At 67.7% G+C, this 21,101-nt stretch carries 23 protein-coding genes; 12 read left to right on the top strand and 11 right to left on the bottom strand.

The window, feature by feature from the left end:
- Positions 1 to 36: 36 nt before the first annotated feature.
- Positions 37 to 2,145, bottom strand: coding sequence for a xanthine dehydrogenase family protein molybdopterin-binding subunit (locus tag BVC93_RS07565; protein ID WP_083736625.1), 2,109 nt, complete (start codon positions 2,143 to 2,145; stop codon positions 37 to 39).
- Complete coding sequence (locus BVC93_RS07560; protein ID WP_083736624.1) at positions 2,142 to 2,624, bottom strand: (2Fe-2S)-binding protein; 483 nt, start codon at positions 2,622 to 2,624, stop codon at positions 2,142 to 2,144. Before BVC93_RS07560 ends, BVC93_RS07565 begins: the two co-directional genes overlap by 4 nt.
- Positions 2,625 to 2,710: 86 nt before the next feature.
- Between BVC93_RS07560 and BVC93_RS07555 the strand changes: the two genes are divergently transcribed.
- Positions 2,711 to 3,481: a deoxyribonuclease IV gene (locus tag BVC93_RS07555; RefSeq protein ID WP_083736623.1), complete on the top strand. Its 771-nt coding sequence runs from the start codon at positions 2,711 to 2,713 to the stop codon at positions 3,479 to 3,481.
- 1 nt (position 3,482) lies between these two features.
- On the opposite strand, the gene BVC93_RS07550 is transcribed toward BVC93_RS07555, so the two are convergent.
- Both BVC93_RS07550 and BVC93_RS07545 read right to left on the bottom strand, forming a co-directional pair.
- Positions 3,483 to 3,980, bottom strand: a complete 498-nt coding sequence (locus tag BVC93_RS07550) for a DUF2771 domain-containing protein (RefSeq protein ID WP_083736622.1) — start codon at positions 3,978 to 3,980, stop codon at positions 3,483 to 3,485.
- Positions 3,977 to 5,551: an MFS transporter gene (locus tag BVC93_RS07545; protein ID WP_083736621.1), complete on the bottom strand. Its 1,575-nt coding sequence runs from the start codon at positions 5,549 to 5,551 to the stop codon at positions 3,977 to 3,979. The genes BVC93_RS07550 and BVC93_RS07545 overlap by 4 nt, the downstream gene beginning before the upstream one ends.
- 166 nt (positions 5,552 to 5,717) lie before the next feature.
- Here BVC93_RS07545 and BVC93_RS07540 point away from each other — a divergent pair, with 166 nt between their 5' ends.
- Entirely contained in the window at positions 5,718 to 6,560 is an 843-nt protein-coding gene (locus BVC93_RS07540) for a DUF3027 domain-containing protein (protein WP_157516815.1), read from the top strand.
- Between the two features lie 16 nt (positions 6,561 to 6,576).
- Here BVC93_RS07540 and BVC93_RS07535 read toward each other — a convergent pair whose 3' ends face one another.
- Positions 6,577 to 6,852, bottom strand: coding sequence for a DUF2530 domain-containing protein (locus BVC93_RS07535; RefSeq protein ID WP_083736620.1), 276 nt, complete (start codon positions 6,850 to 6,852; stop codon positions 6,577 to 6,579).
- Between the two features lie 92 nt (positions 6,853 to 6,944).
- On the opposite strand from BVC93_RS07535, the gene BVC93_RS07530 reads away from it, so the two are divergent.
- The 3 genes from BVC93_RS07530 to BVC93_RS07520 are packed head-to-tail and all read left to right on the top strand — an operon-like array spanning position 6,945 to position 8,480.
- Positions 6,945 to 7,376, top strand: coding sequence for a MarR family winged helix-turn-helix transcriptional regulator (locus BVC93_RS07530; protein WP_083736619.1), 432 nt, complete (start codon positions 6,945 to 6,947; stop codon positions 7,374 to 7,376).
- A 9-nt stretch (positions 7,377 to 7,385) separates the two neighbouring features.
- On the top strand, positions 7,386 to 8,195 hold the full coding sequence (locus tag BVC93_RS07525) for a TrmH family RNA methyltransferase (RefSeq protein WP_083736618.1): 810 nt from the start codon (positions 7,386 to 7,388) through the stop codon (positions 8,193 to 8,195).
- A 9-nt stretch (positions 8,196 to 8,204) separates the two neighbouring features.
- Positions 8,205 to 8,480: a DUF2537 domain-containing protein gene (locus tag BVC93_RS07520; protein ID WP_083736617.1), complete on the top strand. Its 276-nt coding sequence runs from the start codon at positions 8,205 to 8,207 to the stop codon at positions 8,478 to 8,480.
- Here the strand turns inward: BVC93_RS07520 and sepH are convergent, their stop codons facing one another.
- Both sepH and serC read right to left on the bottom strand, forming a co-directional pair.
- A complete protein-coding gene (gene sepH, locus BVC93_RS07515) occupies positions 8,481 to 9,335 on the bottom strand; it encodes a septation protein SepH (protein ID WP_083740882.1) in 855 nt (284 codons plus the stop codon).
- A gap of 104 nt (positions 9,336 to 9,439) precedes the next feature.
- Positions 9,440 to 10,558, bottom strand: coding sequence for a phosphoserine transaminase (gene serC, locus BVC93_RS07510; protein WP_083736616.1), 1,119 nt, complete (start codon positions 10,556 to 10,558; stop codon positions 9,440 to 9,442).
- A 184-nt stretch (positions 10,559 to 10,742) separates the two neighbouring features.
- On the opposite strand from serC, the gene BVC93_RS07505 reads away from it, so the two are divergent.
- Positions 10,743 to 11,789 (top strand): AurF N-oxygenase family protein, encoded by a 1,047-nt coding sequence (locus BVC93_RS07505; protein ID WP_083736615.1) that lies wholly within the window; start codon positions 10,743 to 10,745, stop codon positions 11,787 to 11,789.
- Positions 11,790 to 11,793: 4 nt separating this feature from the next.
- Positions 11,794 to 13,434: an FAD-dependent oxidoreductase gene (locus tag BVC93_RS07500; RefSeq protein ID WP_083736614.1), complete on the top strand. Its 1,641-nt coding sequence runs from the start codon at positions 11,794 to 11,796 to the stop codon at positions 13,432 to 13,434.
- A gap of 8 nt (positions 13,435 to 13,442) precedes the next feature.
- Here BVC93_RS07500 and BVC93_RS07495 read toward each other — a convergent pair whose 3' ends face one another.
- On the bottom strand, positions 13,443 to 13,844 hold the full coding sequence (locus BVC93_RS07495; protein ID WP_083736613.1) for a hypothetical protein: 402 nt from the start codon (positions 13,842 to 13,844) through the stop codon (positions 13,443 to 13,445).
- Positions 13,845 to 14,051: 207 nt separating this feature from the next.
- On the opposite strand from BVC93_RS07495, the gene BVC93_RS07490 reads away from it, so the two are divergent.
- Positions 14,052 to 15,131: a carboxylate-amine ligase gene (locus tag BVC93_RS07490; RefSeq protein ID WP_083736612.1), complete on the top strand. Its 1,080-nt coding sequence runs from the start codon at positions 14,052 to 14,054 to the stop codon at positions 15,129 to 15,131.
- Between the two features lie 3 nt (positions 15,132 to 15,134).
- Here BVC93_RS07490 and BVC93_RS07485 read toward each other — a convergent pair whose 3' ends face one another.
- The 3 genes from BVC93_RS07485 to BVC93_RS07475 are packed head-to-tail and all read right to left on the bottom strand — an operon-like array spanning position 15,135 to position 17,600.
- Entirely contained in the window at positions 15,135 to 15,929 is a 795-nt protein-coding gene (locus BVC93_RS07485; protein ID WP_083736611.1) for an ABC transporter ATP-binding protein, read from the bottom strand.
- 45 nt (positions 15,930 to 15,974) lie between these two features.
- Positions 15,975 to 16,421 (bottom strand): VOC family protein, encoded by a 447-nt coding sequence (locus BVC93_RS07480; RefSeq protein WP_083736610.1) that lies wholly within the window; start codon positions 16,419 to 16,421, stop codon positions 15,975 to 15,977.
- Positions 16,422 to 16,472: 51 nt separating this feature from the next.
- On the bottom strand, positions 16,473 to 17,600 hold the full coding sequence (locus tag BVC93_RS07475) for a citrate synthase 2 (protein ID WP_083740881.1): 1,128 nt from the start codon (positions 17,598 to 17,600) through the stop codon (positions 16,473 to 16,475).
- Positions 17,601 to 17,760: 160 nt separating this feature from the next.
- On the opposite strand from BVC93_RS07475, the gene pdxH reads away from it, so the two are divergent.
- The 4 genes from pdxH to BVC93_RS07455 all read left to right on the top strand — a co-directional run bounded on the left by pdxH (position 17,761) and on the right by BVC93_RS07455 (position 21,091).
- Positions 17,761 to 18,387 carry a pyridoxamine 5'-phosphate oxidase gene (gene pdxH / locus BVC93_RS07470; protein WP_083740880.1) on the top strand — a complete coding sequence of 209 codons (627 nt, stop codon included), beginning with the start codon at positions 17,761 to 17,763 and terminating at the stop codon, positions 18,385 to 18,387.
- Entirely contained in the window at positions 18,384 to 19,676 is a 1,293-nt protein-coding gene (locus tag BVC93_RS07465; RefSeq protein WP_083736609.1) for an MFS transporter, read from the top strand. Before pdxH ends, BVC93_RS07465 begins: the two co-directional genes overlap by 4 nt.
- A gap of 68 nt (positions 19,677 to 19,744) precedes the next feature.
- Positions 19,745 to 20,383, top strand: coding sequence for a TetR/AcrR family transcriptional regulator (locus BVC93_RS07460; RefSeq protein ID WP_236950287.1), 639 nt, complete (start codon positions 19,745 to 19,747; stop codon positions 20,381 to 20,383).
- Positions 20,384 to 20,422: 39 nt separating this feature from the next.
- On the top strand, positions 20,423 to 21,091 hold the full coding sequence (locus tag BVC93_RS07455; RefSeq protein WP_236950286.1) for a TetR/AcrR family transcriptional regulator: 669 nt from the start codon (positions 20,423 to 20,425) through the stop codon (positions 21,089 to 21,091).
- Positions 21,092 to 21,101 lie beyond the last annotated feature (10 nt).

The following is a 21,101-nucleotide window of genomic DNA, read 5'->3' as shown; positions in this document are numbered from 1 at the left end:
GACACGGGGCCTAGCGGCTGAGGGACGTGCGCCGTCTCAGACGGCGCTGTCGATGGCTGCCACGATGTTCTGTGGTGTGAACGGCAATGTGCGGACCCGGATCCCGAGGGCATCTGCGAGAGCGTTTCCGATGGCCGCTGTGGCGGGCCCCTGGGTGGCCTCACCGGCGCCCAGAGATGGTTGATCGGGACGGTCCAGCACGTGGACGTCGACTCGGGGGACATCGGTGAACCGAGCTATCGGGTAGACCTCCCAGTCGGTGCTGGTGACGCTGTGGCGGTCGAAGCGGACTTGCTCGAACAGAGCCCAACTGGTCGCCTGGATGGCGCCGCCCTCGATCTGGTTGCGCACGCCGTCGGTGTTCACCACTCGGCCGACGTCCACGGCGATGGTCAGCCGGGTTACCCGCAGCCGGTCGGTGGCCTCCACATCGGCGACGACAGCGCAGTACGAGCCACGGTTCTTGTAGCGGCAGAACGCGATTCCGCGACCCAGCCCGTCGGGCAGCGCAGTGCCCCAGCCGGCCGCCGCGGCTGCGGTGGTCAGCACGTCCCGCGCGCGGGGGTCGGACAGGTTCGCAAGCCTCAGCTCCAGCGGGTCGCGACCGGTCTCCACGGCCAGCTCGTCGATCACCGATTCCAGGGCGAAGGTGTTGAGCTGACTACCCAGGGAGCGCAGAGACGACGAGCGGATCGGCATCGTCAGCAGACGGTGAACGGTGACATCCACCCTGGCGACGTCGTAGTACGGTTCGGCATTGCGCGCCGAACCATGACCCCGTTCGGCAGGCGGGTCGACCGACGGGGGCAGCATCTGCAGGCGGTCGCGGTGAGCGTCGGCCAGCAGGCTGTGCTCGGGTGCGTAGCCGGGTCGGGCAGTGTGGCCGTTGGTCCACAGTTCATAGGACAGATCGGTGATGGTGCCGGAGTCGTCGACGCTGGCCGTGAGGTCGCCGACCATGGCCGGGCCGAACGGCTCCCAGCCGAACTCGTCGCGGCGAGTCCACTGCACCCGCACGTGCCGGCCGGGAACCTGCATCGCCAGCAGGGCGGCGTCCATGGCCACATCGTCGGCGGCGTTGTGGCCGTAGCTGCCCGGCCCCTCGACATGCTGCACCACCACGTCGTCGGTGCTCAGGGCCAGTGCCGTCGCGATGGCCTGTCCCAGGGTGAACACGCCCTGGCTGTGGCTCCAGATGTGCAGCCGGCTGCCGTCGAAGCGTGCGATGGCACAGCTGGGTCCGATCGACGCGTGCGCCACAAACGGCCTGGAGAACGTCGCGCTGACGACGGCCGCTCCACCGTGGTGGGCGCCCTCGGCACGGATCTGGCGGGTCTCGGCCTGGGCGGCACGTAGCCAACTCGGCAGGTCGTCGACGTCGGGCAGCTCTATGCCCAGCGACCAGGCGGCCGTGGCGGCCAATGTCTCGGCGGCCCGGGCGGCCTGGCCTTCGCGGCGGGCCAGAACAGCCAGGAAATCACCGTCGCGCACCACCTCAAAGACGCCGGGCATCGATGAGACACGGTGCAGTGCAACGTCGTTCAGGTGCGCACCCGGGCCGGGTGGGCGCACCACCCTGGCGTGCAGCATGCCGTCGAACTCCAGATCGTGGATGAAACGGGGCCGGCCCAGCACCTTGTCGGGAAGGTCAATCCGAGGCAGATCCTTCGAGGTGGCCGGGGCGAACTCGATGGCCAGGGACGGATCGCCCACGTCGACGTGCAGGTCGACCATGTTGGAGAGGTCTGCATAGGAACCGATGCGCGAGCCGTCCGCTCTGACGAAGACACCCGACGCCAGTCGTACCTGGGTGATGTCGAGTGCCGCCTGGTGGGCGGCGGCACGTCGGAACAACTCCCTGGTTTCCGCGCACACCCGCCGGACCGCTGCGCCGGAGAACGTGATGGACAGGCTGCCCGCGGTCAGCCCTTCGTCCGGCGATGACGCGGTGTTGGCGGCCGTGGCGGTCACCGTCTCCGGTGCGACGTCGAGTTCATGGGCCGCGATCTGCGTCAGGGCCGTCAGAATCCCTTGTCCGAGTTCGACTTTGCCGACCCGTAGGTGGACTGTGCCGTCGTCGGTGAAGGTCAGCCACGTCGAGATCCGGCGATTGGCGGCCAGGGTGGGCGGCAGCTCGACGGTCATTTCCCCGCGTCCGAGTCTGCCGCCGCGAGCACGGCGTCGACAAAACGCAGATGGGTTCCGCACCGGCACAGGTTGCGGTCCAGGGCGGCCGACACCGCTTCACGCGTGGGCCGGGGATTGTCGCGCAGCAGCGCTGTCGCGCTGACGATCATCCCGGCGATGCAGTACCCGCACTGACCGGCCTGCAGTTCCAGGAAGGCGCGCTGCACCGGGTTGTGATCCAGCCCGGCCAGCGTGCGCACCTCACCGTGGACGTACTCGACGGGTGTGTCACACGCCGGGGTCGGATGGCCGTCGATCAGCACGAAGCACGCGCCGCATTGACCCAGTCCGCACCCGAACTTCGGTGACTTGTCACCGATGTCGTTGCGCAGCACCTCGAGCAGTGAGGTACCCACGGGAACGTCGACGTCGTGTCCACGGCCGTTGACGGTCAGGTGGAACGAGGCGACGTCGTCGTCCGGTGTACTCGTGGTCATGTCACTCCATTGTGAAGCGTGCGGACTGCAATCGATTGCAGATTACACTCCCGGGAGGTGTCATCGCCGCGGTTTAGGCTGACGGCATGGCTCTACTGGGTGCACATGTCGATTCCGAAGACCCGTTGACCGCGGCCGAGGCCATCGGTGCCGAGACCATCCAGTTCTTCATGGGTGACCCCCAGGGCTGGAAGAAGCCGCCACCACATCCGCATGCCGACGCGCTGCGCGACAGCGACGTCACCATCTACATCCACGCGCCGTACCTGATCAACGTGGCCAGCACCAACAACAAGATCCGCATCCCCAGTCGCAAGATGCTTCTGCAGCACGCCGAAGCCGCCGCGGGCATCGGTGCCAAGGGCCTGATCGTGCACGGCGGCCACGTCACCGCCAAGGACGATCCCGCTGTCGGAGTGGAGAACTGGCGAAAGGCCTTCGAACGTCAGGAACAGGACGGCGGGTTCCCGCTGCCGATCCTGATCGAGAACACCGCGGGCGGCGAGAACGCGATGGCCCGCAAGTTCGACCGCCTCGCCATGCTGTGGGACGCGGTGGGACAGTACGAGCCGGGTTTTGTGCTCGACACCTGCCATGCCTGGGCCGGCGGTGAAGAGCTCGACAACATCGTCGACCGCGTGAAGGCCATCACCGGTCGCATCGATCTGATCCACGCCAACAACTCCCGCGACGGTTTCGACTCGGGAGCCGACCGGCATGCGAATTTTGACGCGGGCACTTTTGATTCGGCGGTGATCGCCGACATCTGCCGGGCGGCGGGCAGCGACGTCATCATCGAGACTCCCGGCGAGGGCATCGCCTCGGATCTGGAGTACCTGCGCAACCACGCGCGGTGACTCACTCCCAGACGAAGCGGACGGACCACTCGGCGTGCGGGACCTCGCGGATCTCGTCGTTGCCGTCGGTCACCAGCGTCAGCAACTGCACCGCAAGACCCGTCGCGCGGCCACGCTGGGGATCCACCGTCGGAATGGTCGCCGACAGCCGGCTGTCCGGTCGGAAGGTGCTGATGGTGGTGTTGTCGGGATTCTCGTAGACCACCATGAGCCGCCACGGCGCCGCGGCAATGGCTTCGGGGACTGACAGCTGTACCCGATTGCGCTCGGTCACCCGCAACTCACCTTGACTCTGTGGAGTCGCGCAGTCGTTGAGGTCCAGCACATTGCAGTACAGGAACGGACCGACGCGGATCAGCTGTCCGCCGGTGAACGCGCTGATCTCCGGGAGCCCGTGGCCGCCTCCTTCACCCCGGGTCAGGGCCCACGCCAGCGTGCCGGTACCCGCAGAGGCCAGCACCACAGCGGCGGCGGTGGCCGCCGCGATCGTTCGTTTCACTTCCTGGTCACCACCGTGTGATCCACCGTCTCCTGTTCAACCATCACCGGTCGGTTGCCGCCGAAGCCGGGGATCAGTGAGTTGCCGCGGAAACTGACGACGGTCTGGGCCAGCAGCGGGATCAGCAGGGCAGTGATCGCGGTGAACCCTACCCAGAGGTCGGTGTAGACCAGTACTCCGATGGCTCCGCCCAGGACCCAGGCCAGCTGCAGCACCGACTCCGACCGGCCGAAGGCCGAGGCCCGCGATTCCTCGGGAAGATCGTCCTGCAGAGAGGCGTCCAGCGAGGCCTTCGCGATGGCGCTGGCGCCGGAGGTGATCAGCGCGGCGATGGCCACCACCACCAGGGTGCCGGCGACGGCGGCGGCCAGTGCCGCCGCACACACCGCGATGGTGCAGCGGACCACCAGCACCGACGGTCGCCCCAGTTTGAGGCGCGCCGCGGTGAAGTTGCCCGCAAAGTTGCCAATTCCGGCGGCCGCACCGATCAGGCCCAGCATCGCCAGCTGCTCCAATCCGCTGGCGTCGTGCGACTTCGCCACGAACGCTGGGTACAGGAACAGGAAGCCGACCATCGCCTTGATGGTGCAGTTGCCCCACAGTGACGTGATGATGTTGCGGCCCAGTGGTTGTCGCAGCGAACTGGCCGGTGCCGCCGACTCCCGGGAAACACCGCTGTGGTCGTGGTAGCTCAGGGTCGTGGGCACCTCTCCTGCGGTGACCTCGACCCAGCTGGGGATCTGCATGGCCAGCCAGGCGCCGGCCAGGCTGACGCCCACCACCACGAACAGCGCTCCGGGGGCACCCAGCAGCCTGGTGCAGGCGTACTCGACCCCGGCGGCGATACCTCCACCGACGATGGTGCCACCCAACAACCCGAACATGGTCAGTCGGGAGTTCACCCGCACCAGATCGATGGTCGGCGGCATCACGCGCGGTGTCACGGCGCTGCGCAGCACCGAGAAGGATTTGGAGAGCACCATCATGCCCAGCGCGCACGGATAGAGCACCCAGGACGGGAAGCTGCCGGTGGCGCCGTCGTAGTTGGCGATCAGCAGCAACGCCAGCACGGTGCGCAGGCCGAAGGACAGGGCCAGGGCCACCCGACGCCCGTGCTGCAGCCGGTCCAGCGCGGGTCCGATGAGCGGCGCGATGACCGCGAACGGGGCAATGGTGATCAACAGGTACAGCGCCACCTTGCCCTTGCTCTCGCCGGAGGCAGCCGCGAAGAACAAGGTGTTGGCCAGTGCGACGGCCATCGCGGCGTCGACGGCGAAGTTGGCCACCGTAGGCCAGGTCAGCGCCGTCAGTCCGGACTTGTCGGCGCCGTCAGCGGTGGCGGCTCGGTGCACCAGGCCGTACACGGCCGAGCCCATCTCGCGGCTGCGCTGCCTGGCGGCTCTGGTCACCGTGATGCGGTCCGCTGGATCGGTGCGTCTGCGTGGCGGATCGGTTGGTGCCGGCTCAGCCGGTTCCTCGCCGAGCGGCGGCAGATACCGGTTGGCGCTCGGAGTGGGAGTGCTTCGGCGGGTCTGGCGGTAGCCGGGTTCCTCGCTGGGGTAGTTGGCCATTCCCGGGTGCTCGCCGTGCTGGTGCGGACGGCGGCGGTCCGGCCCAGGGCTCTGTTGGTCACGCCGCCGCTCCGACACAGCGTCGATTGTTCCCTATGGGTGCAGTGGCGGTCGGATGGCTTACCGGTGTGGCTCATGTGGGCTGGTTCAGGCACTATGAGTGGCGATGGACAGCATGACCGAAGCCACCGAAACCACTCACACCACCGAAACCGTGGACACCACCGAATTCCGGGCCGACAATACGCCGGCGTCGGGTCCTCTGGCGTCCCTGCTCACCGGCGCAGTCGACGTCGCGCGGGCAGCGGTGGAGGAGTCCAGCGGCGGCTCGGTCGGTGAATACCTCGGCGTCACACATGAGGATCCCACCTCCGCCACCCACCGGTTCCTGGCCGATCTGGCCGGATACCGGGGTTGGCAGTGGGCTGTGGTGGTGGCCGCCTACCCGGGTGCCGATCACGTGACGATCAGCGAAGTGGTGCTGGTCCCAGGCCCGACGGCGTTACTGGCGCCGCAGTGGGTGCCGTGGGATCAGCGGGTGCGCCCCGGCGACCTCAGCCCGGGTGACCTGCTGGCCCCGCCTGCCGGTGATCCTCGCCTGGTGCCGGGCTTTCTGCTCACCGGTGATCCCGAGATCGACGAGACCGCCGCCGAGATCGGCCTGGGCCGGCGCCAGGTGCTCGGTCAGTGGGGGCGCGACGACGCCGCCCAGCGCTGGCATGACGGTGACTACGGGCCGGAGTCGGCGATGGCGAGGTCGACCAAGCGGGTCTGCCGGGACTGTGGGTTCTACCTTCCGCTGGCGGGTGCGCTCGGGGTGATGTTCGGGGTGTGCGCCAACGAGATGGCCGCCGACGGACACGTGGTGGACTTCTCCTACGGGTGCGGAGCGCACTCGGACACTCCGGCGCCCGCAGGTGCCGGTTCGCCCCAGTTCGACCCGTACGACGACGGTCTCATCGACGTGGCGCAGAACCCGGTCGCGGCCGAGGCCGGATCAGCCGAATAGTTTGCTAGGCGCACTCTCAGGTGCGGTTGTCGCGGATGGTCAGGCCTGTTTGCGCTCCACGTGCACCACGCTGAGCGGCGCTGCGCTGCCACAGGAAGATCAACGTGCCCACCACACCGGTGGCCAGCCCGGCGATGCTGATCGGTCGCCACTCGTGCAGTGCGGAGATGGTGAACGACAGAACCGTGACCACCACCCATGCGGCGGCCCCGACCGCGATCACCCGCCACGGCTCCAGGAGTCCCGGCGGCAGCGGGGGAGGCTGCGCAGCGGCCCGTTGTTCGGAAGTCATCGAGGTCCAAACTAGTCGACCGCGCCGGTGTGTGACGTGGCTCAGGTGGGTTTGCCCGAACTTATTGTCGCCCCTGTCGTATCGTTTGCGATGTGAAAGACGTCGATCACCGTCTGGCCAGTGACCTGTCGCTCGCAATTGTTCGGATGGCTCGTCAATTACGGTTCCGTCGTCCTGAATCCCCGGTGTCGATGTCACAGCTGTCCGCATTGGCCACCCTGCACAAGGAAGGCGCCATGACACCCGGCGCCCTCGCCGTCCGCGAACGGGTGCGTCCACCGTCGATGACGCGAGTGGTGGCGTCGTTGGCCGAGCTGGGTTTGGTGGCCCGCACCGCGCATCCGGTGGACGGCAGGCAGGTATTGGTGTCGGTGTCCGACGCCGGCGTGGACTTGGTGGAATCCGAGCGGCGCGCCAGCCAGGAGTGGCTGCAGCGCAAACTGGCCGAACTCGACCATGATCAACGCGTGACCCTCAAACGCGCGGCCGATCTGATGTCGGCCATCGTCGAAGAAGGTGCGTGAGCCGCGCGCTTGTCGACGTTCATTGACCTGGAGGATCCGTCCGACTCGCGTTTGGACGATTTCCGCGACCTCAACAGCATCGACCGCCGCCCCGATCTGCCCAGCGGCAAAGGCCTGGTGATCGCCGAGGGTGTCCTGGTGGCGCAACGCATGCTGGCGTCCAGGTTCACCCCGCATGCGCTGCTGGGCACCGCCCGGCGCTTCGAGGAACTGGCAGCCGACCTTGCCGGTGTCGACGTGCCCTGCTACCGCACCAGCGCCGAGGTGATGGCTGAGGTGGTCGGCTTCCATCTCAATCGCGGTGTGCTGGCCGCAGCGCGCCGACCGCCCGAGCTCACGGTGGCGCAGGTGATCGAAGGTGCTCGCACCATCGCGGTTCTCGAGGGGGTCAACGACCACGAGAATCTCGGGTCCATCTTCCGCAACGCCGCGGGGTTGGACGTGGACGCGGTGGTGTTCGGCGCCGGGTGCGCCGACCCGCTGTACCGGCGCGCCGTGCGGGTGTCGATGGGCCATGCCCTGCTGGTGCCGTTCGCCAAGGCCGAGAGCTGGCCTGGTGATCTGAACATATTGCGCGACAATCACTTTCGGCTGCTGTCCATGACGCCAGATGCCAAGGCCCTGGCGCTGTCGGAGGCGGTACCGGCACTGGCGGATCAGCGGCTGGCCATTCTGGTGGGCGCCGAGGGGCCCGGCCTTCGCGAGTCGACCATGCGCGCCAGCGACGTGCGGGTGCGCATCCCGATGGCGCGGGGGACGGATTCTCTCAATGTGGCGACGGCCGCGGCGCTGGCGTTCTACGAGCGTGCCCGGGTTTAAGCTCCGAGCGTGATCGACGACTCGACCCCCTGGGCCACCGGCCTCACCGTGGCAGCCTTTGTCGCCGCCGTCACCGGCGCTGCCGTGGTGGTGCTGAGCCTGGGCCTGATCCGGGTGCACCTGCTGTTGGCCGTCGGTCTGAACCTGGTGGCCGTCGGTGGGCTGGCTCCGACGGTCTGGGGATGGCGGCACAAACCGGTGGTGCGCTGGTTCGCGCTGGGTGTGGGGGCCGGTGTGGCCGTCGGTTGGATATCGCTGTTGGGTCTGGTGGCCGCAGGCCGCTGATCAGCGGTCGCCGCTGGAGCGGACCCCGAGCAACACGTCCTCCCAGGCGGGTACGGACGGCTTGGCCTTACGGGCCCGAGCGGGACGCTGGGTGGGCTCAGGCTTTGGGGCCTGGGCGGGTTCCTGTTGAGCGGCCTTCGCGGGCTCGGGAGTCGGCTTGGGTGCCGGTTTGGGTGTCGGGGCGACGGGTGCCTCGACCGCGGCGTCGAAGTCCAGCTGTGCCAACGGGGCCACTGAACGCAGCGGCCGGTCGAAGTGGGGATCGATCAACTCGCTGGCGGCATCGTCGGCTGCGGTGATCGTGCCGCCGTGGGCGCCGGGGGTGAAGCGGAAGTGCGCCACGTTGTCCGAGCGTCCCGCCTTCCACGCCAGCTGAACGGTCCAGCGGCCGTCCTCGTTGCGCCAGGCGTCCCAGCTGGTGGCCTCCGTGCTGAGGCCACGGGCCACCAGGGAGGTGGTGACGGTCTCGATCAGCGTCAGTACCGAGGGGCCGTCGGCCAGCACCGGATGGGCCGCACCGGCCAGTTCGGCGGCGCGGGCACGCTCCAGCAGCACCGGGTGCGCGAACCGCTCGACGCGGGAGATTTCGACGCCGGCGCTCTTGGCGAGCTGCTCCACCGATGCCCCGGCACGGATCCTGGCCTGGATGTCCTTGGGGCGCAGCACGCTGGTGACCTCGATGTCCATCTGAGTTTGGTCCAGGCGAGCCTTGTCGCCGCGCACCGCCGCCCTCAGTTTGTCGTTGATACGCAGGCGGAAGGTGTCCGACGCGGGCGACTGGGAGCTCAAGGAGTCGTCTCCGAGCAGGATGTGCCGACCGTCGACATCGAGTCCGACCACTTTCAGATCTCGCATGACGACCTCCTTGGGGCCACCGCGCCGGGCCCGATTGCCCCGCACCTTACGGCAGTTCAGACCGCCCGCCGCGCAGACACGCGGGGGTTGTTCGAACTGATAGGTCAGAGCTTGTCGACCACCCAGTCGATGCACTGCGTCAGCGCGGTGATGTCGTCGGGGTCCACGGCCGGGAACATGGCCACCCGCAACTGATTGCGGCCGAGCTTGCGGTAGGGCTCCGTATCGACAATGCCGTTGGCGCGCAACACCTTTGCGACGGCGGCAGCATCGACATCATCGTTGAAGTCGATGGTGCCCACCACCTGTGAGCGCAGCGCCGGGTCGGCGACGAACGGCGTGGCGTACGGCGTCTTCTCGGCCCAGGTGTACAGCCGCTGCGAGGAGTCCGCGGTGCGGGCCACCGCCCAGTCCAGTCCGCCGTTGCCGTTGAGCCAGTCGAGCTGCTCTGCCATCAGCAGCAGCGTGCCGATGGCGGGGGTGTTGTAGGTCTGGTTCTTGAGGCTGTTGTCCACGGCGATGGGCAGCGACAGGAACTCCGGCACCCAACGGCCCGATGCCGCGATGGACTCCACTCTGGCCAGTGCGGCCGGTGACATCACGGCCAGCCACAGGCCGCCGTCGCTTGCGAAGTTCTTCTGCGGGGCGAAGTAGTAGGCGTCGGTCGCGGTGATGTCGACGGGCAGTCCGCCGGCGCCCGAGGTGGCGTCGATGACCACCAGGGCGTCGCCGGCTCCGTCGGGCCGCGCCACCGGGACGGCGACGCCGGTGGACGTCTCGTTCTGCGCCCAGGCCAGCACGTCGGCCGACGGGTCGGCCGCCAACGCGGGTGCGCTGCCCGCGTCGGCCTTGATGACGATGGGGTCACCCACGAACGGGTTCTTGGCCACCGCGGAGGCGAACTTGGAGCTGAACTCTCCGTAGGTCAGGTGCAGTGAGCGCTCGTTGATCAGTCCGAAGGCGGCCGCATCCCAGAAGGCGGTGGAACCGCCGTTGCCCAGGATCACCTCGTACCCATCGGGCACGCAGAACAGCGCGCGGACGCCATCGCGCACGCGGCCCACCAGGTTTTTCACCGGTGCCTGTCGGTGCGAGGTGCCGAACAGCTCGGCGCCCTGGGAGACCAGTGCCTGAAGTTGCTCGGAACGAACCTTCGACGGACCGCACCCGAACCGTCCGTCGGCGGGTTTGAGGTTGTCGGGGATCGTCAGCTGCTCAACCATGCCGCAAGCCTATTCGGTCTGCCGAGGGGTAATTTCCGCGGCCGACATAGTGATCTGTATCACATGTGATGTAAATAACCTGGCTGGGCCACACTGCGGACAAAGTCCTGGTTGAATCCTGGGACCGCGGGTACTGTTGTTGGACAGCAAGCGTGCGAATGTAAACCTCTTGAGAGGATTCGATATGGCTGTCAAGACCGCTCGGACGCGCATCATCCGGCGCTGGCGCAAAAACATGGATGTGCGCGACGATCAGCCCTACGTCGACATGCTCACCACACTGTCCGAGGGGTCGGTGCGGCGGAACTTCAACCCTTACACCGACATCGACTGGGATTCCCCGGAGTTTGCGGTGATTCCCGATGACCAGCGCTGGATCCTGCCCGCCACGGACCCGTTCGGCAGGCACCCGTGGTACCAGGCGCAGTCGCGGGAACGGCAGATCGAGATCGGGATGTGGCGCCAGGCCAACGTCGCCAAAGTCGGCCTGCACTTCGAGTCGATTCTGATCCGCGGCCTGATGAACTACGCCTTCTGGGTGCCCAACGGCTCGCCGGAGTATCGCTACTGCCTGCACGAGTCGGTCGAAGAGTGCAACCACACCATGATGTTCCAGGAGATGGTGAACCGGATCGGCGCCGACGTTCCCGGTATGCCCCGGATGCTCAAGTGGCTCTCGCAGTTCATCCCCTTGGCCGCAGGGCCGCTGCCCATTGTCTTTTTCTTCGGTGTGCTCGCCGGCGAGGAGCCCATCGATCACACGCAGAAGAGCGTGCTGCGCGAAGGCAGGTCGCTGCACCCGATCATGGAGCGCGTCATGGCCATCCACGTGGCCGAGGAAGCACGGCACATCTCCTTCGCCCACGAGTACCTGCGCAAGCGTGTCCCGCACATGCCTCCGCGCAAGCGGTTCTGGCTGTCGCTGCACGTCCCGATCATCATGCGGGTGCTGTGCCAGGCCATCCTGGTGCCGCCGCGGGCCTTCTGGAAAGAATTCGACATCCCGCGGTCGGTGAAAAAGGACGTGTTCTTCTCTGCGCCGGAGTCGCGGCAGATGCTGCGGGACATGTTCGGCGACGTCCGCATGCTCTGCCAGGAAACCGGACTGATGAACCCGGTCGCCCGGTTGATCTGGCGGCTGTGCAAGATCAACGGCGCACCGTCGCGCTACCGCAGCGAACCGCAGCGTGCGCATCTGCCGACCCAGCAGCCCGAGTCCGTTCCGGCCTGAGCTCATGCCTCACGTGATCACCCAGTCGTGTTGCAGCGACGGGTCCTGTGTCTTCGCGTGCCCGGTCAACTGCATCCATCCGTCGCCGGATGAACCGGGCTTCGCCACCGCCGAGATGCTCTACATCGACCCGGACGCCTGCGTGGACTGCGGCGCCTGCGTCAGCGCGTGCCCGGTGGGTGCCATCGCTCCGGATTCGAAGCTGCGCCCCGAGCAACTGCCGTTCGTCGAACTCAACGCTGCTTTTTATCCGCCGCGGCCCAAGGGGCAGAAGCTGCCGCCCACCTCCAAGCTGGCTCCGGTGATCCCGGCGCCGGCTGTCCGGCAGGGCGCCAGCCCCCTGACCGTGGCCATCGTTGGGTCGGGTCCGGCGGCGATGTATGCCGCCGACGAGCTGCTGACCCAGCCCGGCGTGCGCGTCAACATGTTCGAAAAATTGCCCACCCCTTACGGTTTGGTGCGCGCCGGGGTCGCACCGGACCATCAGAGCACCAAGCGCGTCACCGCGCTGTTCGACCGGATCGCCGGCCACCGCGGCTTCTCGATGTATCTCAACGTCGACATCGGCAAGCACCTGACCCACGCCGACCTGATGGCACACCACCACGCGGTGCTCTACGCCGTGGGTGCCGCAGAAGACCGCAGGCTCGACATTCCCGGGATGGATCTTCCCGGCACCGCGACGGCCACCGAACTGGTGGCCTGGTTCAACGGGCATCCCGACTTCGCCACACTCTCTGTTGATCTCAGCGCAGATCGGGTGGTGGTGATCGGCAACGGCAACGTCGCCCTGGACGTCGCGCGCATCCTGACCACCGACCCTGACACGCTGGCCCGCACGGACATCGCCGACCACGCACTGGAGGTGCTGCGCGCCTCGAAGGTTCGCGAGGTCGTCATCGCCGCGCGCCGCGGACCGGCTGCCTCGGCGTTCACGCTGCCGGAGCTGATCGGGCTGACCGCCACCAACGCGGTGGTGCTCGACTCCGACGACCACCGGTGGGTGCAGCGTGATCTCGAGACCGAGCGTGACCCACTGACCCGCGCCAAGCTGGAGATCCTGACCAAACTCGACGACAGTGCCGCGCCGATCACCAGACCGCGTATCCGGTTCGTCTACGGGCGGACGCCGGTGCGGGTACTGGGTGAAACACGGGTCACGGGCATCGAATTCGACGGTGCCGATGCCTTGGACGCCGGGCTGGTGCTCACGTCCATCGGCTACCGGGGCACGCCGGTGGACGGACTGCCTTTCGACGACCAGGCTGCGGTGGTACCCAACGACGACGGGCGGGTGAGCCCCGGGGTGTACGTGGCGGGCTGGATCAAACGCGGCCCCACCGGCTTCATCGGCACCAACAAGTCATGTGCCCTGCAAACCGTGGAGCGCTTGGTTGCCGACTACAACAACGGCAAGCTCTCCGACCCCACGGGGCGGGGTCTGGACCGGGTGGTGCGCAGTAGGCAACCCGAGGTGGTGGACGCGGCCGGATGGCGGGCGATCGACACCGCCGAGATCGCCAGGGGTGAGGCCACCGGCCGGCCGCGTGGCAAATTCACCGATATCGCCGACATGCTGGCTGTCGCGGCCGGCGCTCCGAAACCGACTGCGCGACAACGCCTGATGTCGATGCTGCGCGGCTGAAAACCAGCTCAGAGCTGGATCCAGACTCCGAAGAGCCAGAAGCCCCACTGGGCGAAACCGGGGTTCCAGACCGGCTGCACGTTGTATCCCCAGTAGTTCACCGGTCCCGCGTTCCACACGCCGCCCGGGGGAGGAAGCGGGCCGCGCCAACCGGCGCGAGGCGGCGGTCCCCAGCCCCACGGCGCATCGTGGAAGCCGCCCGGGTGTTCCGGAGGCGGAGGCCCCTGGCCCGGCCACTCGCGTCCCGGGCCTCCCTGGGGCGGGGGCGGACCTGCCGAAGGCGGTCCACCGCAGGCATGCGGTCCGCAGCCGCCCGGCTCCGCGATCGCCACGCCGGATCCGGCGCCGATCATGCCGGCGGTCACAGCAGCGGCCAGAGACAAGGTTGCAATGCTTCTCTTCAGGTTCATCGTCTCACTCCTGTTTCGAGCGATGTCGTCCGATTGACCCCGACTCTTCGACGCTAGGAGCGTCGGCTATGAGTGGGCTATGTGTCCGCTGCGCCTATCCTGGTGACGGATGTACCGAAATCGCTTGTACAGCAGCCATTCTGAGGATCCGGTGAGGTTTGAGTTTCAGCTGCCGGCCAGGAGGTACATTTCGGGGAGAAGGACGAGATGCGAACCCTGGGTGTGGAGGAAGAATTCCACCTGGTTGACCTCGACACCAGGCGGTTGACCGGTCGTGCGCCCGAACTGCTGTCGCATCTGTCGCCGAGTTATGTCGCCGAACTCCAGCAGTGTGTGGTCGAGACCAACAGCGATGTCGTCACCACGCTCGACGCCCTGCGCCGCGATCTGAAATTCCACCGTCGCACGCTCATCGCCGCGGCGGCGGCCGCGGGCATCGGGGTGGTGGCCGCCGGGTCGGTTCCGTTGGCGCTGCTGGCCGAATTGCAGGTCACCGCCACCGCTCGATACCGCCGGATGCTCGCCGACTACCAACTGCTGGCACGCGAACAGTTGATCTGTGGGACCCAGGTGCACGTCGGGGTCGAGGACCGAGATGACGCGGTGCTGGTCGCACAACGGGTGACGCCGTACCTGCCCACCTTGCTGGCCGTCAGTGCCAGCTCGCCGTTCCGTGCCGACGGCACCGACACTGGCTACGCGAGCGGCCGCACGCTGGTGTGGCAGCGCTGGCCAACCGCTGGGCCCGCGGCGCCGGTGGACAGCGCGGCAGCCTACGACCGGCTGATCGCAGACTTGGTTGCCACCGGGGTGATATCCGACTCCGGTATGGCGTATTTCGATGTGCGACCGGCCAATTCGGCACCCACCCTGGAACTGCGGATCTGCGACAGCTGTCCGTCGACGGACACCATCGTGCTGATCGCCGGGCTGTTTCGCGCGCTGGTCGAACGTGAACTCGACGGGCTGCGGCAGGGGCTGCCACAACTTTCGGTGCCGGCGCCGCTGGGGCGCGCGGCGCTGTGGCGTGCCGCCCGCTCCGGGTTGGAGGGTGTCCTGGTTGATGCCGGAGTGCCGACAGCCCGGGCGGCGCACGCGGTGGTGACCGATCTCGTGGTGATGCTCAGGGCACAACTGACTGCTGCCGGCGATTGGGAACAGGTCTACAGCCTTGTGCAGCAACAACTCTCACAAGGAAGCTCGGCGGCCCGGCAACGCATGGCGATGCGGCGGCGCGGCCGCCTCAGTGACGTTGTCGATCTGTTGATCGCAGACACGGCGCGCTGAGGGTCAGCGGTCGGCTGTTCGGGCGGCGCGGGCCGTCCACCGGCCGCCGTCGGAGCGCACCTCCACCGGATGGGCGAAGGCTTCCGAGACCGCCGCGCTGGTCAGTGTCGTCTCGATGGGTCCCTGGGCGACTATCCGGCCCTCGGCGAGCAACAGCACGTGTGTGGTGGTGACGGGCAGTTCCTCGAGGTGGTGGGTCACCGTGATCGACGCCAACTCGGGGTGGCTGTGCACCAGGGCGTCCACGGTCTCGAGCATCTGCTCACGGGCGGCCAGATCCAGGCCTGTCGAGGGTTCGTCGAGCAGCAGCAGCTGGGGCCGGCCCACCAGGGCTCGGGCGATCAGCGCGCGCCCTCGTTCACCCTGCGACAGTGTGGGCCACCGTTCCTCGGCCCGGTGCCGCAGCCCGAGGGTGTCCACCAGAGAATCCACCCGAGCCACGTCCTCGGCGGTGGGTTCCCAGCGCATCGGAATGTCGATGGTTCCGGTGACACCGGTCATCACCACCTCCCGCAGCCGCAGCGGGAAGTCCAGCGGGTGGCGCGGGTTGACGTGTCCGATGGTCTTGCGCAGTTTGGCCAGTTCGACCTTGCCGAGGTGGCCGCCCAGCACCCGCACCGTCCCCGAGGTGGGAAACGTCTCGGCGCCGCAGAAGCCCAGGATGGTTGTCTTGCCCGCGCCGTTGGGGCCCAGCAACGCCCAGTGCTCTCCCTCGGCGACGGCGAAGGAGATGCCGTCGAGGATCTGTTTACCGTTGCGTCGGAAGGTCACATCCTGCAGTTCGATGACGTGGTGCATACCCCTAGCTTGCTAGAGGTAGGACCACAGCACGCAGCCGGGTACTCACTGGCTCATCGACTTCACCAGCTCGGCCATGTCGACCTCTCGCACCGGCTGGGCGAGTGACCACTGATGCCCGAAGGGATCTCGCACCACGCCGTACCGGTCGCCCCAGAACTGGTCCGCCAGGGGCGCCACCACGGTGGCTCCCGCGTCGACCGCGCGCTGGAACCAGGATTCGACGTCGGTGACGGTCAGGTGCAGCGTCACCGGAGTGCCACCCAGCGCGGTCGGTGTCATCGACTTCCCGTCGGTCATCTCCGGGAAGTCGTCGTTGAGCATCACCATGAAGCCGTTGATCTGCACGGCCGCGTGCGCCAGCTTGCCCCCGGGTCCGGGCAGCCGGATCAGTTCGGTGGCCCCGAACGCTTTGACGTAGAAGTCGATGGCCGCTGCGGCGTCGTCGACGACGAGATGGGGCACCAGGACGGGGTGGACTTCGATGGCCATGGTGGCTCCTTCGGTCGGTGACTGTTGCAGGTACAGACCGAAGGTGCCGCGTCAACTCATCGCGCCCCGCACCACGGTGTCCCAGCCGGGCACCGACTCGGGCCGCCGGGGCTCGGGTCCGACGTAGATCGCCGACGGCCGCACCAGCTTGCCCAAGCGCTTCTGCTCGAGGATGTGGGCGCACCACCCCGCGGTCCGTCCGCAGGTGAACATCGCGGGCATCATCGTTGGCGGCACCTTCGCGAAGTCGAGGATGACGGCCGCCCAGAACTCGACATTTGTCTCGATGGCGCGGTCCGGGCGACGCTCACGCAACTCGGTCAGCGCGGCCTGCTCCAGCGCCGCGGCCGCCTCGTAGCGCGGGGCGTCCAGGCGCTTGGCCGTCGCTCGCAGCACCCGGGCACGCGGATCCTCGGCGCGGTAGACCCGGTGCCCGAATCCCATCAGCTTCTCTTTACGGTCCAGGATCCCGGTGATCACCGACCGGGCGTCACCGGTGCGCTCGGCTTCGGTGAGCATCGGGATCACCCGCGCCGGGGCGCCGCCGTGCAGCGGCCCGCTCATCGCGCCGACCGCGCCGGACAACGAGGCGGCCACGTCGGCCCCGGTCGAGGCGATCACCCGGGCGGTGAACGTCGACGCGTTCATTCCGTGCTCGGCGGCCGACACCCAGTACGCGTCGATGGCCTCGATATGGCGCGGGTCGGGCTCGCCCTGCCATCGCGTCATGAACCGGGCGGTGATGGTGGTGCACTCGTCGATGAGCCGTTGCGGCACCGCGGGCTGGTAGATGCCGCGCGCGGACTGGGCCACATAGGACAGCGCCATCACCGAGGCCCTGGCCAGTTGGTCGCGGGCAGTCTCGTCATCGATGTCGAGCAGCGGTGCGTAACCCCAGATGGGTGCCAGCATGGCCAGTCCGGCCTGGACGTCGACGCGGACGTCGCCGGTGTGGATGGGCAGGGGGAACGGTTCGGCGGGCGGCAGTCCGCGGCCGAACGCGCCGTCGACCAGCAGCGCCCACACGTCGCCGAAAGTCACCCGCTCGCCCACCAGGTCCTCGATGTCGACGCCGCGGTACCGGAGTGCGCCACCGTCCTTGTCGGGTTCGGCGATCTCGGTCTCGAATGCGACCACGCCCGCCAAGCCGGGCACGAAATCCTTGGGCACCTCAGTCATGGCGCCGATTGTCGCACCTGCCAGCACATCTGTGTCTACTGGCCGGTAACGGGCGATGACATGGTGCGCGACGTCTGCGGGCGTCGCGGCCGCCGTGACGAGACCAGCTGGGCGTACCGTTACCCCGGTGGTGGAACCGGAACGCGAGCATCTCGCGGCCATGCGGGTGGAGTACGGCTCGGTGGGCAAGGACGGCAGTCCCGACCTGGATGTCGACTGGCTGTCGGTCGGATGGCTTGTGTTGCTGCGCAAATGGATTGCCGAGGCCGAGCAGGCAGGTGTTGCCGAGCCCAACGCGATGGTGCTGGCCACCGTGCGCGACGGCCGTCCGGTGACTCGGTCGGTGCTGTGCAAGGGGGTCGACGAGGCCGGGGTCTCGTTCTTCACCAACTACGAGTCCGACAAGGGCGACGAACTCGCCGCCACGCCGTATGCGTCGGTGACGTTCCCCTGGTACCAGCTGGGCCGGCAGGTGCACGTCCGCGGGCCGGTCACCAAGGTCGATCGCGCTGCCACCGAGAGCTACTGGTCCAAGCGTCCCCGTGGTTCCCAGCTGGGAGCCTGGGCCTCACACCAGAGCAGGCCCATCGGCTCACGGGCGCAACTGCTGGCTCAACTGGCCGAGGTCACCGAGCGCTTCGCAGGCGACACCGAGGTGCCAGCACCCCCGAACTGGGGTGGCTACCTGATCGCTGCGGAAGTGGTCGAGTTCTGGCAGGGTCGAGAAAACCGCGTGCACAACCGAATTCGTGTCACTGACGGGCTGATCGAGCGTCTGCAGCCGTGAGGCTGTTCGCTGACACGACGCCGCTGCGACATCGCGACTTCCGCCGGCTGTGGTGGGCGGGCATCCCCACCGTCATCGGTGCCAACCTCACCATCTTCGCTGTCCCAGTTCAGGTTTACGCGCTGACGCAGAGCTCGGCCTACGTGGGTCTGGCTGGGGTGTTCGCGCTGGTACCGCTCATCGTGTTCGGACTGTGGGGCGGTGCGCTGGCCGATGCGATGGACCGGCGTCTGCTGCTGATCGTCGCGTCCTGCGGTCTGGCGGTGTCCTCGGTGCTGCTGTGGGTGCAGGCGGCACTGCATCTGAACAACGTGTGGGTGGTGCTCGGACTGCTGGCGCTGCAGCAGGCCTTCTACGCGGTGAACTCGCCAACCCGATCGGCGGCCATCCCGCGGATCCTGCCCAGTGACCAGATCGCCGCGGCCAATTCACTGAACATCACCGTGACCCAGTTCGGCGCGATCGTCGGACCGCTGCTGGCCGGCCTGCTGCTCGCCTGGGTGGACCTGTCCACGCTGTATCTCATCGACGCCATCACCTGTCTGCTGCCCATCTGGGCCACGTTCCGACTCGCGGCGATGCCGCCGCTTCAGGTGGGGTCGACGCTGGGCATCGCGGCGGTGCTCGACGGGTTCCGCTACCTGGCCGGCAACACCGTGGTGCTGATGTCATTCGTCGTCGATCTCATCGCGATGATCCTCGGCATGCCGCGGGCGTTGTTCCCGCAGATGGCCCATGAGAACTTCGGCGGACCCGTCGATGGCGGTGTCACGATGGCGCTGCTGGCCGCGGCCATGTCGGTGGGTGCGGTGGCCGGTGGTGTGTTCTCCGGGTGGCTGCCGCGGGTGCGCAGGCAGGGCCTGGCGGTAGTGGTCGCCATCATCGTCTGGGGCCTGGCCATCGTTGGCTTCGGTGTGGCGGCGGGCTGGGCCGGTGGACAGGCGGGGGCGCTGCTGTGGGTGGCGGTGGGCTGTCTGGCCGTCGGCGGAGCGGCCGACATGGTGTCCTCGGCGCTGCGCAACACGATCCTGCTGCAGGCCGCGTCCGACGAGTTGCGGGGCCGGCTGCAGGGGGTGTTCGTCGTGGTGGTCGCCGGTGGTCCGCGGATCGCCGACGCTCTGCACGGTGCCGCCGCGGCGTCCATGGGGACCGCGGTCGCCGCCGCGGGTGGGGGAGCAGCGGTGGTCGTGTGTGTGGTGATCGCGGCGCTGGCGGTCCCCGCCTTCGTGCGCTACCGCGTCAGCATCATGCCCCAAAACCCGAAACCGGCTGACACTGACAAATTATGACGACTGCAAAATGCGGATCTCGGCAGTTCGCCACATCTGCCGCGTAGTGCGGGCTACGATCCGTGACCGTGGACGTGCTGGGGGGAGCCGCACCCGGGCTGCGTGAACGCAAGAAGCAGCGCACCAGAGCGACGTTGATCGACGCCGCCGTGAGCCTTTGCCTCACGCAGGGCTACGAACGCACCACCGTCGAGCAGATCGCGGCCGCCGCTGACGTCTCACCTCGCACCTTCAGCCGCTACTTCGCCACCAAGGACGCCGTCGTCATGACGCTGCTGGAGGACCTGGTGGACGCCATCGCCGTCGAGCTGACCCTCATCCCGCTCTCGGTGCCGGTGCTCGAAGCGCTGTACCAGGCACATGTCAGGGTGTTGCGGGCTGTGTCCGACGGGGCGGTGCCGGATCTGACCACCGAGCGCATCGTGCTGATGCTGCGCATCATCAACTCGACTCCGGCGCTCAAGGCGGCCGCCACCGAATTCCGGCCCGAGGCCACCGTGCATGCGCTGGCCGAGCGTATGGGCGGTGACCCGGCCGACCGCAAGGTCTGGATGGTGATGTCGGTGTGGTCGGCCATCATCGTCACTGCCTGCGGGGACCTCGTGGTGGACTGCGACGGCCTGGCACTCGGCCCGGATCTGATGGTTTCCAGAATCGACGCGATGTTTGCCGAATTCGTCGGTATCGCCACCGAACTGACCAGCTGAGCGTCGGTGGCGATCCAGCCAGCGGCTAGCATTGCAGCTGTGGTTGACGGCGTGAGCGGCAGAGCTCCGGGTTTGCGGGAGCGCAAAAAAATGCGCACGCGGTCCACGTTGGTGGACAAGGCCGCCGAGCTGTGTCTGCGTCAGGGCTACGACAACACCACCGTCGAGCAGATCGCCGACGCTGCCGACGTGTCACCGCGGACGTTCAGCCGGTATTTTCCCACCAAGGACGCGGTGATCATGGCGATCATCGAGGACGTCGCTCAGTTCGTGGCTGCCGAACTGGCCGCGCAGCCACTGGGCATCACCGAGTACGAAGCCCTGCGGCGCGCGCACCTTGCGTCGGTGTCCGCGCACTTCAGCAGGCATGCGGCGTTGATCCAGATTGTCAACTCCTCGGCGAATCTGGCGATGTCCACCATTCCGTTCCGTGTGGACCCCGACCGGTTCCCCACCGTGGTCGTCACCGCCAAGCGGATGGGCCTGCCCACCGATCACGATGCCGTGCACCTGGTGATCGAGAGTTGGACCGCGGTGATGAACGCCGCGTGTTACGGCTTGGGTCGGCCCGGCCACCCGCCCATCGAACTGGAGGTGGTCCGGTCTCGTATCAGTGCGGCCTACCAGACATTCGTTCGAACTTGGCAACCTTGGGAATCGACTTCGCAACCGATCCAACAACCCCCCGCAAGCGGGCCGACACCGTAGCGACTACCTT

The sequence above is a fragment of the Mycobacterium sp. MS1601 genome (genome assembly GCF_001984215.1).
In the GTDB taxonomy this organism is placed as follows: Bacteria; Actinomycetota; Actinomycetes; order Mycobacteriales; family Mycobacteriaceae; genus Mycobacterium.
Note: the sequence above shows the minus strand (reverse complement) of the source record. Positions and strands in the feature narration are given on the sequence as shown.